The 15,053-nt window shown below is 67.5% G+C and carries 16 protein-coding genes; 11 read left to right on the top strand and 5 right to left on the bottom strand.

Annotated elements, in window-relative coordinates; translation table 11 throughout:
• Window positions 1–921 precede the first annotated feature (921 nt).
• On the bottom strand, window positions 922–1,323 hold the full coding sequence (locus AC3IYI_RS43730; protein WP_489412555.1) for a DUF3307 domain-containing protein: 402 nt from the start codon (window positions 1,321–1,323) through the stop codon (window positions 922–924).
• Between the two features lie 92 nt (window positions 1,324–1,415).
• Window positions 1,416–1,817 carry a hypothetical protein gene (locus AC3IYI_RS43725; protein WP_489412554.1) on the bottom strand — a complete coding sequence of 134 codons (402 nt, stop codon included), beginning with the start codon at window positions 1,815–1,817 and terminating at the stop codon, window positions 1,416–1,418.
• 164 nt (window positions 1,818–1,981) lie between these two features.
• Between AC3IYI_RS43725 and AC3IYI_RS43720 the strand changes: the two genes are divergently transcribed.
• Window positions 1,982–2,650: a hypothetical protein gene (locus tag AC3IYI_RS43720; protein WP_489412553.1), complete on the top strand. Its 669-nt coding sequence runs from the start codon at window positions 1,982–1,984 to the stop codon at window positions 2,648–2,650.
• Window positions 2,647–2,940, top strand: coding sequence for a hypothetical protein (locus tag AC3IYI_RS43715; RefSeq protein ID WP_489412552.1), 294 nt, complete (start codon window positions 2,647–2,649; stop codon window positions 2,938–2,940). The genes AC3IYI_RS43720 and AC3IYI_RS43715 overlap by 4 nt, the downstream gene beginning before the upstream one ends.
• A 271-nt stretch (window positions 2,941–3,211) precedes the next feature.
• On the opposite strand, the gene AC3IYI_RS43710 is transcribed toward AC3IYI_RS43715, so the two are convergent.
• From AC3IYI_RS43710 to AC3IYI_RS43700, 3 genes are all read right to left on the bottom strand, one after another.
• Entirely contained in the window at window positions 3,212–3,910 is a 699-nt protein-coding gene (locus tag AC3IYI_RS43710; protein ID WP_489412551.1) for a helix-turn-helix domain-containing protein, read from the bottom strand.
• On the bottom strand, window positions 3,903–7,127 hold the full coding sequence (locus AC3IYI_RS43705) for a DUF927 domain-containing protein (protein WP_489412550.1): 3,225 nt from the start codon (window positions 7,125–7,127) through the stop codon (window positions 3,903–3,905). Before AC3IYI_RS43705 ends, AC3IYI_RS43710 begins: the two co-directional genes overlap by 8 nt.
• A gap of 335 nt (window positions 7,128–7,462) precedes the next feature.
• Window positions 7,463–8,191, bottom strand: coding sequence for a GntR family transcriptional regulator (locus AC3IYI_RS43700; protein ID WP_489412549.1), 729 nt, complete (start codon window positions 8,189–8,191; stop codon window positions 7,463–7,465).
• A gap of 250 nt (window positions 8,192–8,441) precedes the next feature.
• On the opposite strand from AC3IYI_RS43700, the gene AC3IYI_RS43695 reads away from it, so the two are divergent.
• The 9 genes from AC3IYI_RS43695 to AC3IYI_RS43655 all read left to right on the top strand — a co-directional run bounded on the left by AC3IYI_RS43695 (window position 8,442) and on the right by AC3IYI_RS43655 (window position 14,687).
• Window positions 8,442–8,981 carry an RNA polymerase sigma factor gene (locus tag AC3IYI_RS43695; protein WP_489412548.1) on the top strand — a complete coding sequence of 180 codons (540 nt, stop codon included), beginning with the start codon at window positions 8,442–8,444 and terminating at the stop codon, window positions 8,979–8,981.
• Between the two features lie 81 nt (window positions 8,982–9,062).
• Complete coding sequence (locus AC3IYI_RS43690) at window positions 9,063–9,263, top strand: hypothetical protein (RefSeq protein WP_489412547.1); 201 nt, start codon at window positions 9,063–9,065, stop codon at window positions 9,261–9,263.
• Between the two features lie 2 nt (window positions 9,264–9,265).
• Window positions 9,266–9,616 (top strand): hypothetical protein, encoded by a 351-nt coding sequence (locus tag AC3IYI_RS43685; protein WP_489412546.1) that lies wholly within the window; start codon window positions 9,266–9,268, stop codon window positions 9,614–9,616.
• A gap of 2 nt (window positions 9,617–9,618) precedes the next feature.
• Window positions 9,619–9,900 (top strand): hypothetical protein, encoded by a 282-nt coding sequence (locus tag AC3IYI_RS43680; RefSeq protein ID WP_489412545.1) that lies wholly within the window; start codon window positions 9,619–9,621, stop codon window positions 9,898–9,900.
• A 63-nt stretch (window positions 9,901–9,963) separates the two neighbouring features.
• Window positions 9,964–11,187, top strand: coding sequence for a hypothetical protein (locus AC3IYI_RS43675; protein ID WP_489412544.1), 1,224 nt, complete (start codon window positions 9,964–9,966; stop codon window positions 11,185–11,187).
• Between the two features lie 211 nt (window positions 11,188–11,398).
• Window positions 11,399–11,650: a hypothetical protein gene (locus tag AC3IYI_RS43670; RefSeq protein ID WP_489412543.1), complete on the top strand. Its 252-nt coding sequence runs from the start codon at window positions 11,399–11,401 to the stop codon at window positions 11,648–11,650.
• A gap of 335 nt (window positions 11,651–11,985) precedes the next feature.
• Window positions 11,986–13,932, top strand: coding sequence for a pRL2-11 (locus AC3IYI_RS43665; RefSeq protein WP_489412542.1), 1,947 nt, complete (start codon window positions 11,986–11,988; stop codon window positions 13,930–13,932).
• Between the two features lie 9 nt (window positions 13,933–13,941).
• Entirely contained in the window at window positions 13,942–14,253 is a 312-nt protein-coding gene (locus tag AC3IYI_RS43660; RefSeq protein ID WP_489412541.1) for a hypothetical protein, read from the top strand.
• Window positions 14,250–14,687 (top strand): hypothetical protein, encoded by a 438-nt coding sequence (locus AC3IYI_RS43655; RefSeq protein WP_489412540.1) that lies wholly within the window; start codon window positions 14,250–14,252, stop codon window positions 14,685–14,687. The genes AC3IYI_RS43660 and AC3IYI_RS43655 overlap by 4 nt, the downstream gene beginning before the upstream one ends.
• Window positions 14,688–15,053: the final 366 nt, after the last annotated feature.

Genomic DNA, 15,053 nt, shown 5'->3' with positions numbered 1-15,053 from the left:
CCTCACGGAGTGCGACCGCTTCGCGGTCGGCTGGGGGAGTCTGAGGGGGCGCAGCCTCCGCAGCTCCTCGGCGCGGTAGCGCCGAGGAGGGCCCGGGTCGGGCTGGTCGTTCGAGCCCGATGGGTGGGAGGTGCGGCCTGTTTTTCAAAACCCCAGGTGGAAGGGCACGGAAAATACTGATCTCAGTAGGTCACTGACTTGGTCAGTGGAGCTCGTCGGCTGAACGGAGGAGGAAGGCCGGCGCCCCCGCGGCTTGAGGAGGCGGCCCGCAGCTTCGAGGGAGCCGAGGTCTGATGTTACTAGAAGTTACTAGACCAATCTTGCCCAGAGACCCTGGAGTGATGGCGTCGGATGGCCTTGGGTCTTCGGCGGTCAGCCGGGGATGGAGGCCCTTGGGGCTCTGGTTCAGTTCGGCCTGGGGAAGTGAACCAGAGCCCCAAGGGCGGCGGGGACTCCCGAGAAGTTGCGTAGTGGAGTGTGGTCGGCGGAAAAACTGAACCAACTGAACCAAACGATCTTCAAGCGGCCTCTGACCTGGGGAAACGTGCGGCTGAGCCTGGTTCAGTTCGGAAAACCCAACTGAACCAACTGAACCAGGGAACTGAACCAACTGAACCGACAGCAAGGCTGCAAGCCTCTGACCTGCGGAAACGTCGCGTCGGTGCCTGGTTCACTTCTCCTGGGCGAACTGAACCAGGGCGAGCCCGAACTGAACCAGCGAGCCAGGGAACTGACGCCTCACGACCTCACAGCCTGACAGAACCCTTGCCGACCTGGGGAAATGGCCTGTTGGCCTCACAGCCTCGCTGCCTGGTTCAGTTCTGCCCGCTGGTTCAGTTCGGCCTCGGGGAACTGAACCAGCGGGCAGAACTGAACCAGCCCCGGACCTGATGGCCCGGGGCTGGTTCAGTTGAGGAGGAGTCAGGAGACGGCCGCGAGGAAGAGGCCGGCCAGGACCACGGCCAGGATGTGCCCGGTCTGGTCAACGTGGGCGGCGCCTCCGTGCTGGGCCCAGCCTTCCTGTCGGGCCATCTTCATCCAGCGGGCGACCGGCCACCGCCGGTCAATGAACCCGTGGGTCACGCCGATCCACAGCAGGGCCACCGCGGCCGGGAGGAGCGAGAGGCTGAGGTCCGGGAGGATCAGGGCGCCGAGGGCGAGCATGATCCCGCACGCGGCCACGTGGGTGGCCGCGTGGCTGACGTTGGCGGCCCATCCGGTCCGGCTGCACTCGGCCTTGTGCTGGGCCTGGTGGTCCGTCTGGAACGGGTAGTCGGCGAGCCAGTGACCGGCTAACAGCAGGATCACGACGGATGCGAACATGGGGTTCTCCACTCTGGTGACGGGGTTGGAGGGCGGGGGCCGTGCGCCTGGTAGTGGACGGCCCCCGCTGGTTCACTTCGGGCCTTGCTGGTTCAGTCGGTCTCGGTGTCCTCGGAGACCTCGGCGTTGATGAGGCCGAGCTGTCGGACGCCCGCGTTGTAGACGCCCCGGGCGGAGCTCCGCTTGTCGCCGTCGTCGTAGAGCAGAACGGCGATCTCGGTCCAGGAGAGCTTGTGGTCGTCTCGGAGGGAGACGACCAGTCCGCGCATCTTGCGCTCCAGGTCGCGCTGGAGGCTGGCCGTGGACTGGGTGGCCTGGCGGAGTGCGTCGAGGGGGCCGAGGTCTTCGATCACGGACGCGCCCAGGACGGTGAGGGCGTGCTCCAGCCGGCCACTCTCGATGGCGAACGCGATCCGGCCGCGCCGGTCGTCTGCGTCGGCGTTCCAGATGATCTCGGCCTTCTGGCCACCGGTCTTGGTCACGTGGACGCTCATGCTGATCTCCCCTTTGATCTGCTGTGCGTTTTTCGCACACCCTCAAGGTAGACCCTGTGCGTAAAACGCACAAGGGGTTCTGGGAGAACCTTCCGACCAGCTTTGAGCATGATCACCGCAGGTCAGAACCCACGGAACGTACTGATACCAGTAGAGTCCGTGCCATGACCTACAGATGGGCACTCATCAGCCAGAAACCCGGCGTGGGCAAGTCCACGTCCGGGATCTTCCTGGCCCAAGCGCTGTACGAGCAGAACCACAACCCGATCCTGGTGGACGCGGACAAGGGCCAGTCGGTCCAGGACTGGGACGAACAGGCCGGCGGGATGCCGTTCCCGGTCATCAGCAAGGCCGTCCGCCAACTGCACCGGACCCTCCCCGAAGCGGTCGAAGGCCGGGGCGCCGTCGTCATCGACGTGCCCCAGGTCGAAGACCATGAGCCCATCGCCAAGGGCGCCATGATCTTCTCGGACACTTGGGTCATCCCGATCGCCCCGAGCCCGGTAGAGGTCACCAGGCTCTTCCGCGACGACAAGTTCACCGACTTCCTGCGGGACATGCAGGAGCTCCGCGAGGAGGTCGGTAAGGGTGAGGCCGAGGTCGTCTTCATGCTCACTCGGACGAACAGCTCCAAGCCCACCAAGGGAGGCCCGGACACGGACGTGAGGGCCGTTCTGGAGACGCACAACTTCCCGACCCTCCAGACCCAAATCCCGCACAACGACAAGCGCTACCGGCAGGCCGGCGGAACCCGCGTGCGGGCTCTGGGCACGCCCTACGAGCGGGCCGCCAAGGAACTCATCACCTCGTACTCCCCCGGAGCCAGCGCATGAGCACGACCCGCCGTGACCGATACGCCGCCGCGGCTTCCGGCGCCACCAAGAAGCGTGAGACCGAGAAGCCTCCGCGCACGGAGCCGATCCGGGTGACCCTCGATCTCTCCCCCGGTCAGCACCGTGCGCTCAAGCGCTGGTGCAACCAGGCCGCCGCTGATCACGACCTCACCACCGTCGCTCTCGCCCGGGTCCTGCGCCTCCTGGGCGAGGAGCTGGTGAAGGACGACGAGTTGGCCGACACCATCGCCAAGCGGCTCAAGGAGATGGCCATCGAAGACGCGATGTAGCCGGGGCTGTCGCCTGTCGCGCCTGTCACACGCAAAACGAGGTGTGGGGTATCCCCAGGTCACAGCCCGAATTCCATGTGACACGCGACAGGCTGTGTTACTCGACCTGACACCTGACACTGACACTGGCGCCCCGCGCCGGCGGACCCTCAGAGCTAGGCCAGGACCCCTTTCTGACACGTCGGTACCCGAGGCAGTGTCAGGATGAAGAGGAACGCGGAAGGGCCCCACCCGTTGACCATCGTCAACGAGCGGGGCCCTTCGGCTGTGCTCAGTCCTCCAGGTAGTCACCCGGCTTGAGGCTTTCCACGTCGGACACGTAGCGGCCCTCCTGGTCCCCGACGTCGTCACCCAAGGGGTCCTCGATCCCCTCGAAGTTCAGCTCCTCGACCTCGGTGATGGTGAACCGGTCGGTGTGGAAGTAGTGGTCTGCCAAGCCCTGGTGCATCTTGTCCATCGCGGCCTGTTCGCCGCCCTCGATGAACGCGGCGCGGACCTCGTCCATGAACCCGGCGGGCAGGTGCCGGCCGAACTCGATGGTGCGGGGCCGGGTGTCGGAGCTGATCTCGATGGTTGCCGACAGGGAGGCACCGCCGGAGACCCGGGTGTCCCGCGTCCGGGTTCCGACCTTCTTGACCGAGGAGTCGACCTCGGCCCGGTCCTTGGCGGTCACCAGGCCGGTCATCGCCTCCCGCTCCGCGCGCGCCAACTTCTCCAGGCTCTTCGCGGACGGCTTGGCCTTCCCGGTCAGCCAGCCCTTGAGGGTCCGGGGCGAGACCCCGGCGGCCTCGGCGGTCTTCTTCTCGTCGCCCTTGTGGCGCTTGCCGAGCCAGCCCAGCCGCTCGCCCACGGACTTCTTGGCCACCCGCTCGTGGCCGCCCGACGCGCGGTTGGTCAGCTTCTTCATCAGGGCCCCGGCCCAGGAGGAATCGTGCTCCCTCGGGGGCTGGGGGGTGCTTTCGTCAGGCATTGCTCTCCTCCCACTCCTGGGTGGTCATCGCGGTCTTGGGACGGTACTGGCCGAGGTTCCCGGGCTCTTCGAGAGGAGCCAGGGTCAGCCCGGCCGGGACGGCCGAGCGCGGGTCATCGGACGCGGACGGGTAGACGATCTCGTCGGTGTCCACGGCGATCGGGAAGCGAGGCTCCTCGACCTTCCCGAGGAGACCGGCGCCGGAGTACACCTTCCGCAGCACCCCGGTCCAGGCCGCGTCACGCACCGCGTAACCCCAGTCCGGACGCCGGATCACCCACTGGTCGTCATTCCTCAGCTTGCCGTGCAGCATCCGGTACGTGCTCTTGAGCGCGTCCCGCACGATAATCTCGTCGGGGTCGTCCACGCCGGACGCCTCGACCTTGGCCAGAGCGTCCCGCAAGATCCGGGTGAACGCCCGGAACCCTTCGAACCCCACGGCCGGGGCCGTCCACGCTTCGTGGACCTCGGGGTTGATCCCGACCTCCACGTAGCTCTTCACGATCGCGGTGGTGACCCAGACTGTGCCCCCGGCCGGGACCTCGTGAACGGGCGCCGGGACCTGGGCGTGAGGCCACTCGGGAACGGTCATCAGCCACAGCCCGCCCCGCTTCTCGTCGAACACGGGGTGGCGGTCGTGTTCCAGCTCCTCCCCCGCGACGATCGCGGCGGAGTAGGCGGGGAGGTAGTTCTTGATCGCGTCGTACCCGACCACGAACCCCATCGCCTTCTCCTGGGCGGTCATCGACCGGGACCAGGAGTCCGCAGCCTCCCAGTCCGGCCACTGCTGGGAGTTCTGAGGAATCCACCGGGGCCACACCTTCGAGGAGTCCTCCAGGAGCCCACGGAGCGCCCAGATCGACGTGTTCGCCGCCGTGGACGTGAACGCCCAGCCGGTCAGCTCCGCGTACCGGAACAGGCGGAACGCCATCTCCACGGCACCAGCGGTGTCGTCCTTGGTGCCCTTTGGGAACTCCTGCGGACGCAGCCAGGAGGCCACGGTGATCCGCACGTGCCCGTTGCGCTCGGGGTGCTCCAGCGACGTCGTCGGCTGGACCCGGGGAGCCTCATCCTTCTTCCTCGGCTGGTGCCAGCCCGCCTTCACCAGGCCGTCGAAGGCCGTGTGCCAGGGCTTGCCCTTGGTCGGCCTCGGCCCGGTCAGCCCGTACCGGCCCAGGACTTCACCGTCCAGGACGAGGGTGACGTGCCGTCCGCCGGCCCCGGCCGCCACCATGTCCACCAGCGCGGCCAGCTCCTGGAGGGCGGCGCCCTCCAGCTCCACGAACGACCCGGCCGCCGGATCGAAGAGACCGGCCGCGGTGACCGCCCGGACCTCCACTCGCTGCGGGGTCTTGGGCCTGGCCGTGTGCTGGGCCGACCGTGCCGAGGGCACCGCCGGAGCGTCCGGCGCCACGACCGGAGCGGCCTCGGCCGTCACCGGAGCGGGGACCGCCGCGACCGGAGCGGGGACCGCCGCGACCGGAGCGGGGACCGCCGCGACCGGAACAGCGTCCGAGGGAGTCTCCTCAGGCCGGATGTCGAACGGCAGGGGAGGCTGCGGGGCCAACGGCTCCTCAGCCACGGCCGGAGTCGGCTCCGCCGTGAACGCGGGCTTCGGCGCCTCCTCGGCCGGACGCCGGAACACGTAGCAGGAGACCCGCCCATGCTCATCTCCCAGGGACTCGCGCTTGGTCAGCCCCTTCCGGGAGTCGTGCTCCTCGGGGACCAGGACCCCATCGTTCCTGAGGTCTCGAAGACCGGTGCGGGGCGAGATGATCCCCGCGCCTTCCGCGATCACCTTGAGCTTGTTGGCGAACACGGCGATCCGGCGCTCGGGACCCTCGGAGTAGGTGACGCCCATGATGTTGCGGAGCTGGTAGTCCGGGACCAGGTCCCCCGTGTAGATCGCCCTGTTCGGGAACGACGCGGGGTCCGCCGCGACCGCCTCGACCACGGCGTTGAGGAGCTTCTCCCCGGGCTCCATGGCCACCCCGGCGGCCTCGGCCACCAGGTTCTCCAGCGCGGCCCGCGCGGCCCGCATCGCGGAGTCGCGCACACCCTCGGAACCGGTCAGCTCCTCGAGGAGGGAGGCGCCGGCCACTCCGGTGGCGAGAGCCTTCCCGATCCGGCCGGGCACCCCGTCCAGGATCTCGACCCCGAGGTCACGCTCGGCCTGGGCGATGTGCGTCCAGGCATCGGCCGGAGTGACCGTGTCCCGGAGCCACTTGAACGGCCAGCCCGCCGCCTGCTTGGTCAGCACGACCAGCTTGTCCGAGGTCTCCTTGGAGTCGGTCAGCGGCGCGGTCAGCTCCATCACGCGAGCATTCAGGCCGCCGTTGTCCGTGGCCATGTCCAACAGGCTGTCGTTGCCCGTGGACATCATGTTCCCGAACCACAACCCCATGGTGTAGGTGTCGCCGGTCTCGCGGTTCGTCCGTTCGCGGTCGCCGCCCTCGGTGATGTCGAAGAGCATCGTCTCCATCTCACGCGGAGACTTGCGGCCCATCCGGGCGGCCTCGTCGCGGAAGGCGGTGAGCACGCCGAGCTTCATCAGGGATGCAGTGAACGCCACGGGAGCCATGGCCCAGGACTTCTTGACCTTCTGCGGCGGACCGAACAGAGCAGCTGCACCGAGGATGCAGGTCGTCTTGCCGCCGGACGACTTCCCGCAGCTGTGCCAGATGGCCGACTGCCGGTCGAAGCGCCGGACATAGATGCCGGCGAACGCGGCGCCCAGGTAGAGGGCGGCCTTCTCGTTTCCCTCCTTGGCCAGGAGGTTGCAGGCCCGGAGCCACTTGTCCCGCGCGTCTTCCTCCTCGCCCACGGTCACGCCGTACCCGGCCGGAGCGCTCTTGCCCGAGGGCATGTGGAGGGAGCTCTCGCTCCAGGTGGGCTTGGACTCCATCCAGGGCGCGTCGGTGGCCAGGGAGAGGATCGCGGTCCCGACCGCCTTGACGACCCGGTCGTCCAGGGAGAGCGGGACGCCGAGCTTGGAGGCCCAGACGCCGCGCTGGATGTCCCGGCGGCTGCACAACACACTCAGCGCGGACATCGGGTCCATGGTCAGCCGGTACAGGTGATCGGTGGGCTCACCCTCACCGTCCCGCTTGATCACGACCTCGGTGACGTACGGGAGGGGAGCCAGGAGCACCCAGCGCCCTTCCTGGCCCCGGCCGCGCAGCTTGTACGCGCCGCGAAGCCAGCCGGTAGCACCCACGGAGTAGCGCCACTCGTCCGGAACAGCGATCTCCGGACCGGGGGAACCCGGGTCTGACCTCGTCTTTTCTACTGCATTACGTCGTGGCTGGGATGCCACCCATCCTTCTCTCCGGGCGGTCCCTCATTCCACGGGGTCCAGGGAACCCGTAGAGTGGTAGGTGAGGGACCGACCTGGTCGTCGTTCCTATGCGTTAGAGAGGCTCTTCTCTCAGAGGTGTGGTAGCCGCTGAGGGGTAGGGCCTCTCTTCTTTTCTGTTGTGACCCTAACCTCATTTGAGACAGGGAAGATCAGGCCACAGGTGGAGTGGTTTCCCACCCCATCACCTATTGAGGTCACGACCCGTTGAGGGATGTAGACCACCGGAGGATTGTCGAGCCGCCGGCCACCTTCACGGCGACTTCAACGACTCGGCCATCCTCCAGAGTTACGGTCCGGACGACCTGGGTCACGATGACCTCGCCTGCGGTCAAGCCGAGGCTGGCCTTCTCCGTCTCGCTCGCGCGACGGGAAGTCACTTCCTCAAGTACATGGTCCTGAGCGACTCCGAGCCGCTCGGCGGCCAACTCCCGCGAGCCTCCAGTGGAGACGGGCTCGGTCAGCTCCGGCGTGGCGGCGATGACGTACGCGGGGTAGTAGGAGCTGCTGATGTGTACTGGTACACCATTCCTGCTCACCAGTCGGCGGCGCACGTGGACCGGGGTTCCGGGGGACACATCTAGACGAGGTGCCACAAGCTCATCTGCTCCGGTGGTCCCGATCTCCAGGATGCGGGAGCTCTCCCCGCCTCCGAGGGCCTTGCCAGTGGTGGCGTGCAGGCGGACGCGAGTCTCGATGTTGTTGGAGAGCGGGCTCGCAACCACGGTGCCGACACCAGGCTTGGGGGTCGTCAGGCCCTCCATCTTGAGCTGCCTGTACGCGCGGTTCGCGGTTGTCTGCGCCACGCCGAAGCGCTCGCAGACCTGCCTCAACGACTCCATCGTGTCTCCGGGCTCAAGCGTCCCGTCCTGAATCTGCTGGCGGTAGTACGCGGCAATCTCGGCATACCCAGTGTTCTCGGGCATATCTGGCCTCCCTCCGTGTCGTGGTGCTCCACGCCTTCAAGTGCAGCGTTGCACCTCTAACAGTAGTCCATGCACATTCTCAGCGCTACCAGTAGCGCTACTGGCCGCTACTGGTCTACCTTGTGGGTGTGGGGCTGAAGGGCCGTGAATCTGCGGCTCTACAGGTGGCCCATGCCCAAGACGCAAACGAGCCCAGGCAGAGATCCCGCTAAGTCCCTCTGCCTGGGCTCTAGATCCCGATGGAGGGACCGTGTCCACAGCGTATGACCTGGGCGTATCGCCCGAAACCCGGCTCACCGCCGAATCGGCCGATCGCCTCGACCGGCTGTTCCGCCTGCACAACGCCCGCCTCCTCGGCTTCGCGAGGACCCGGACTCGGGACCACGCGACCGCCGAGGACGTCGTCTCGGAGACCTGGGTGCGGGCCGCGCTCGCGCTCCACCAGCTCCAGGCCGAGGACGACCGGGCGTACGGGTGGCTCCGAGCCATCACCGTCCGCGCGGCGATCGACCACTACCGCCGCCGGTCCTCGACCGAGGTCGTGACCGACCTGGGCGACGTGCTCATCTCCGTCCGTCTGGTCCCCGCGGCCCCGCCGGCCGACGTGGACCTGTACGCCCTTGCGGACCTCACCGCACCGCAGGCCACCGCCCTCAAGCTCGCGGCCCAGGGCCTGACCCAGCGCCACATCGCGGCACGGGTCGGCCGGACGCAACAGGCCGTCCACCAGAGCATCCACTCCGGCGCCCGTCGGCTCCGCCTCGTCGGGACCGGTGATCACAGTGGCTGACGAGGACCTCAGCCGGAAGTTGAAGGAGACCAACACCAACAGCTCCGGCAACAAGAGCGGCAAGAACCCGGGGGTGTCCCGGTGAGCATCCGCCGCGAAACGAAGAACGACGACCGCGAACGGACCTTCGCGCTCATGGCCGCTTTGGGCGGGAGCCTCCTCCCCCCGGACCAGGAGACCCCGCCGGAGCGGGACCGGTTCGAGCACGTCATCGCCAACTCGCTGTACGTCAACGACTCGGCCAACCCGCCCGCCGGCCACCGCTACCCGAAGAGGGGCTGACCATGACCAGCACTCGCAAGTTCGACCAGGCCATCCGCGTCGCGGAGTTCAAGCTCGCCGGAGTCCGCCGCCGCGACGTCAGCGCCCTGCCCGCCAGGGAGCAGGCCAAGTTCGCGGGCAACATCAGCCGGATCATCGCCAAGGGCGTCCGGGGTCAGAAGCTGAGCCCCGGTGCCGAGAGGGCCATCGACACCATCTGGGCCAACGCCGAGGCCCGTCTCATCGCGGAGATCAACGCGGCCCAGGCCGCCAAGCAGCAGCTCATCAACAAGGACGCCAAGGCCAAGATCGACCGCAAGGCCGGGGCCAAGGCCACGGCCGACACCAAGCCCGCGTCGAAGGGCTGGTGGTGACCATGCGCAAGCTCATCGCGATTCCCGTCGTCACCGCTCTCGCGCTGGCCGGCCCTTTGGTCTTCCTCCTGGTGTTCACCGGCTCCCTCTTCGGGGTCCTGATCCCGGCCGGGGCCGACTTCGACGCCGCGTTCTTCTTCTCCATCCCGGTCGCGGCCCTGGCCTACGGCCTGGTCAAGCTCCCCCTCCCCGGCGCCCGACGCGCGGCCTTCGACTGGTTCATGGAGAGCGCCGACCGCGTCGCGGACTGGGCCGGGTTCGAGTACATCCCCGACGCCAACTGACCTTCCCTCCCCTCGGCCGGGGGCGCCTCTCGCCCGCCCCCGGCCACCCGAAAGGACCCCGAAGTGCTCCGCTTCAAGAACATCGTCAAGACGGTCCAGGCCGAAGTCACCCGCGACGGCACGACCCACACCTACGACAAGAACGTCACCAGCCGCGTCCCCATGGCCCCGCGGAACTGGGACGTCATCGGCATCCGCGCGGCGGCCTCGGTCGTCCTGGGCCTCACCGCCGTGGCGGTCGTCTGGTCCACGGTCTCGATCGGCGCGCTCCTCGAAGGAGGCGTCGGCTACGCGGCCGCCGGCCTCTTCGATGCGGCATGGATCACGTGCATCATCCTCGAAGTGCTCGCCCGGTACGACCGGGACAAGCGGACGTTCGCCCGCGTCCTCGGCTACATCCTCGTCGCCGCGACCATGGGCGCCATCTTCTGGCACGGCTGGGTCGCAGGCTCCATCCCGCTCGCCGTGGTCGGTGCCGCCGTCTCCGCCGTGGCCAAGGTTCTCTGGCTCGGAGTCCTCAAGTTCATCGACCGCGACCTCGGCCCGGCCGACGCGGCCTGGCTCGAAGGAGAGAACAGCAAGGCCGCGCTCATGCTCGCCCGTGCCCAGGTACAGCGGCAGGTTGCCCGCGCCGAGGCCGGAGTGATCGGTGAACTCCTCGCGATCGAGCACCAGCACCGCGAGATGGCCGAGGCCCTGGGCATGACCCGCGAGGAGTACCAAGAGCTCCGCGTGCGTGCCCTGGGGGCCCCCGAGGCGGCCCCGGTTGCCGCGATCCCGGCGGGCAAGCCCACGGAAACCACTGAGGGCACTGCACCTACTGACATCAGTATCGTCCGTGCCGAGACGGGCAACGCCGGGCAGACCTCGGGCAACACGAACACGCAGGTCAACACGGGTGTAGTGCCCGCGCTTGCCCTGGTCACGCCCGCCCCGCTCGACCTGGGTAAGGGTGAGGCAGACCTGGGTAAGCCGGTCGCTCCGGTGGGCTTGCCCACCCCTCTCGCGGCGTCCGTCGAAATGGGCAAGCCCTCTCAGCCGATGGGTAAGCCCCTGGGCAAGCCTTCGGGCAATACCCCTGTGAGCACCATGGCCGCAGCGGTCCGACAGGCCGTTGGTGAGGGCGTCTTCGAGACCGACGCCATCGCCGTCCGCGCCCAGGAACTGATGGGGGACTGGGACATCAAGCCCACTTCTCTCCGCCGTGAGATCGCCCGCCAGCGGCCGGCCATCGAGGCCGCCAAGGCCGCCCGCGAGGAAGGCCGACAGGTCGGCCTCTACCTCTGACACCTCGTCAGCCGGTCCCCGGACTTTATCCACAGGGCCGGGCTTGGAAGATCGCAGAACTCACCGGTGAGGTTCCCGCCTCACCGGTGAGTTCACCGGCCTCACCGACCGGTTCCCGATGCCGAATCGGAACCCCGGTGAGGTCGCTCCGGTGAGGTTCCCAGTGAGATCCACACCGTTCCATCAGCCACAACGAGAGGACACACAGCAGATGAGCCACACCGACTACACCCTCAACGCCGTGGACGCCCTGGCCAAGGGCACCACCCTCATGGAGACGGCCGTACGGACGGACAACCCGCTCCTCATGGACCAGGGCCGCGCGACCATCCAGGCCGCCGCCGTCTGGGCCCAGCTCGCCTCGACCGCGCACCTGATGGCCGGCGGGACCCCCGGCTCCGGGAAGGGCGGCGACCTGGAACTGGTCGACCTCTCCGGCAAGCGCGGTGGCCCGATCGCCTAGCCGCTCGAAGTTTTACCCGGCCTGAGGTCACACGCCGAGGCTCCGGCACACCTCTATGGGTGGTCCGAAAATCCGAGCCGCTCTGGTTCCCGCCGGAGTGGCCCAGATCACAAGACCCCGCTGTCACACCCCAGCCCAAATCCGCACCTGTAGCAGACGAAGACCCCCGTCTCACCAGCTCGAAAACCGGACCTGTCCGGTCTGGCTGATGAGGTCCCACCAAGACCGACCCGGTCACCCCCGATTGCAGCGGGGGTGACCGGCACTCGGACCGGGTTCCCGCCCGGCCCTTGACCCGCCCAGCAGCCCAGCCAGAGCTACGAGGAGTCCCCCCGATGTTCGCACCGCCCCAGAAGCCCAGCCACAGCCCGAAACCGGAAACCGACTGGAAGGAGGTGGAAGAGAACGTCACCAAGGCCGCCAACGGCGTGTGGAGGTTCGTCTCCGGCGACACCCTCGACGGGGAGCCCCGGACCGACCGCACCTGGACGCACCGCGGCACCCCGCTCACCACCAAGCGCGCGGACGGCAGGATGCCGCACGCCCTGGACTACCTGTCCCGCTGGGAGACCATCGGCCTGCGGGCGTTCAGCACGTTCGTGCTCGGCGGAACGGGCTACGCGGCCGTTGTGGAGCCCACGGAGACCCTCGTCGCCCTCCAGGTCTCCGGCCTCGCGGCGGCCTGTTCAGCGGCCTCCTGGGCCGGATTCCGGGGCGTGGACGGCCTGGTGACATGGCGCCACCGCAAGGACTGGGTCTGGCCCCTCCACGTGGTCCTGCGTGACCTCCTGGGCCTCCCCGAGGGCGTCGCCCCCGGCCACTACCTCAAGGTCCCGCCGGCCTACGCGGACATGGCCGGAGAGGTCGTCACCGTGGAGCTCCCGGGCGACTGGTCCCCGGACCGGGACACCTCCAGCATCGCCCAGGCCGTCATCGCCAAGCTCGGCCTCCAGGACGTCAAGGCGTCCACCAAGCTGGTCGGCAACAAGCACCGCATGACCTTCCGGCAGTCCCCCCGGGCGCCCATGAAGGTCATGTACGCGGACCCCGAGGTCCGCAAGCTGGTCCAGAAGGCCAGCCCGAGCGCACCGTTCCTCGGCCTGTCCCACCGGGACATCAGCGTGTCCATCGACCTGGACGACGAGTCGCCGCACGTGATGTTCTCCGCCGCTCCGGGTGGTGGAAAGTCGGTCCTGGCAAAGGCATTTGCGGCCCAGGTTCTCCACCACGGCGGAATTGCATTCCTGATCGACTTCAAGCGCACGTCCCACAAATGGGCATACGGCCTGCCCAACCTGATGTATATCCGACACGAAAAGGACGCACACGACCTCCTGATTGCCCTTGCCGCCGAGGGAAACCGGCGCATGGCCATCGCAGAGGAGAACGTCCACCGCGAAATGCGTGGAGAAGTCCCGCTCCCGATGGGGCCGCGAATTCTCCTCATCATGGAGGAGGCCAACACCCTCCAGAAGCGGCTTAAGCGGTACTGGGGAAAGAACAAACCGGAAGGCGAGAAGAGGAACGAGTCTCCGGCCGTTGAGGCGTACGGAGAGTTTCTTTTCATGGGCCGTTCCCAGCTCATGCACGCGCTCCTTATCGGTCAGTCCCTCACCGCTCAGACCGTAGGCGGTCCGGAAATGCGTGAAGCATTCACGGCCCGAATTCTCGCCCGATACACCCAGAATGCATGGCGAATGCTGGTCCCCGAGGTCTCCCCGATCCCGAAGGCTTCCCGGCACTCCGGACGGGTCCAGGTCGTCTTGGCCGGCCAGGCCCACGAGACCCAGGTCGTCTTCATGACCGACGAGGAGGCCCGGGAGCTCGCCCTCTCCGGAACGGTCACTCAGGTGCCCACCATCGAGGATCTGAGGGGCACGGCTGACTCACGGATCATGCGACACAGTGGGGGCGCCCACCAGGGGGATCAGGTTGTGTCCGACTCACAGGGACGCCCCCTGAGGGTCGTACCCGACCCTGACCAGGGCGAAGAGCAGGCCCCGGACGAGAACGCCCCGATCAGCCTCTCCCAGGCCGCCAAGACGGTCTGCGCGGGCGTGGCCGGCCCCGCCCAGCCGGGCACCACCACCACCCAGGTACAGCGCGACCTCTTCGCCCTTCGGAACGCCCGTAAGCGGGACAAGCAATTCCCCGATCACGTCGAGCTCAAGGGCCGGGAGAAGCTCTACGACCCCAGGGAACTCGTCCGCTGGGCACGTAACCGCGTGAATGCAGCCGACGAATCAGAGGGTTTCGAGAACTCCGGTGCCGGCACCGAATAACCCTCCTCGGTGGGGGATTCAGACCGAATCCCCCACCCTTCCGGAAAGGCGAAAAAAGACATGTGGAACCCTCTCAAGAAGAGAAAAGCAGCGCACAAAGCGGCCGTCCATTTCGCGAGGAGAGTCATTTTCGCGACCGACGCGGCTATCAACTCCGTGGGAATCTGCGGGGAAGTCAGCACCACCGAAGTCCAAGAAAGAGCCCGCGAACTCTTCAATATCGAACTCTCCATTGATGACGCGAACTGGGCTCTCCTGACGCGTCTCGACCAGCGCGGATACATCGTTACCCCCGGCACCGTAAGGAGTATGGACGCATGAGCCCCGCAGAATTGAAGCTCCTCAAGACCGGTGAACTCCCCCCGGAATCAGACGAATTCATGGGAGAGGAAGAGGAAGACCAGAGCCCCAAGACCTTCGGGGACCGGCTCCCCGGCCTGGCCATCAAGGCCGGGGCCACCGCGGCCGTCCTCGTCGGCCTCCTGGTCCTCAACATCGTGATCGGCCTGGCCTGGGCCTTCCACCAGCTCCACCTGGTCACCTGGATCGTGCTCGCGGTCTACTGCCTCGTCGGGGGCGGCCTGGTCCGCCTCTTCAAGGAGCGCGAGCGCGGCCTCAAGGCCATCACCCTCCAGTGGGCCGGGTACCAGGTGTGGGCGAACGAAGACCTCCCCGAGAGTTGGGAGCGCACCACCGCCGCCGGCCGAAAGCTCCGCCGCCTCGGCCGCAAGTCCCCCGGCCCCAAGGCCGCATGACGACCTGTCCGGTCCACCGGACATGATCGAACTCAGCGCCTCCCGCTCTGCCTACCACCGGAGCGGGGGGCGCTTCTCTATGCCCGGACCCAAAATTGGTCTACTCTGAATGAGTCACGCAAAGTGCCGAAGGCGCGAAGCAGGGCGACCGACGCGAGGAAGATCGAAACGAGAGGAGCCTTTCCGTGAGTTACTCAAATCAGTATGTTCAGTGGGCTCTGACCAGGCACTTTCCGCAGAGCGAAGCGGCCAGAGGGAACCGACTGGCGACCGCGCAGCGGCCGCTGACCGCCGAAGGCGGTCACTCCGAGTGTTTGCGGCCGGAGGCCGCATCAAGGCAGCCGAAGGCTGGCACCCCGACCCCGG

This window comes from Streptomyces sp. GL_148 (assembly GCF_057834205.1).
This window is presented reverse-complemented; position numbering and strand designations above follow the sequence as displayed.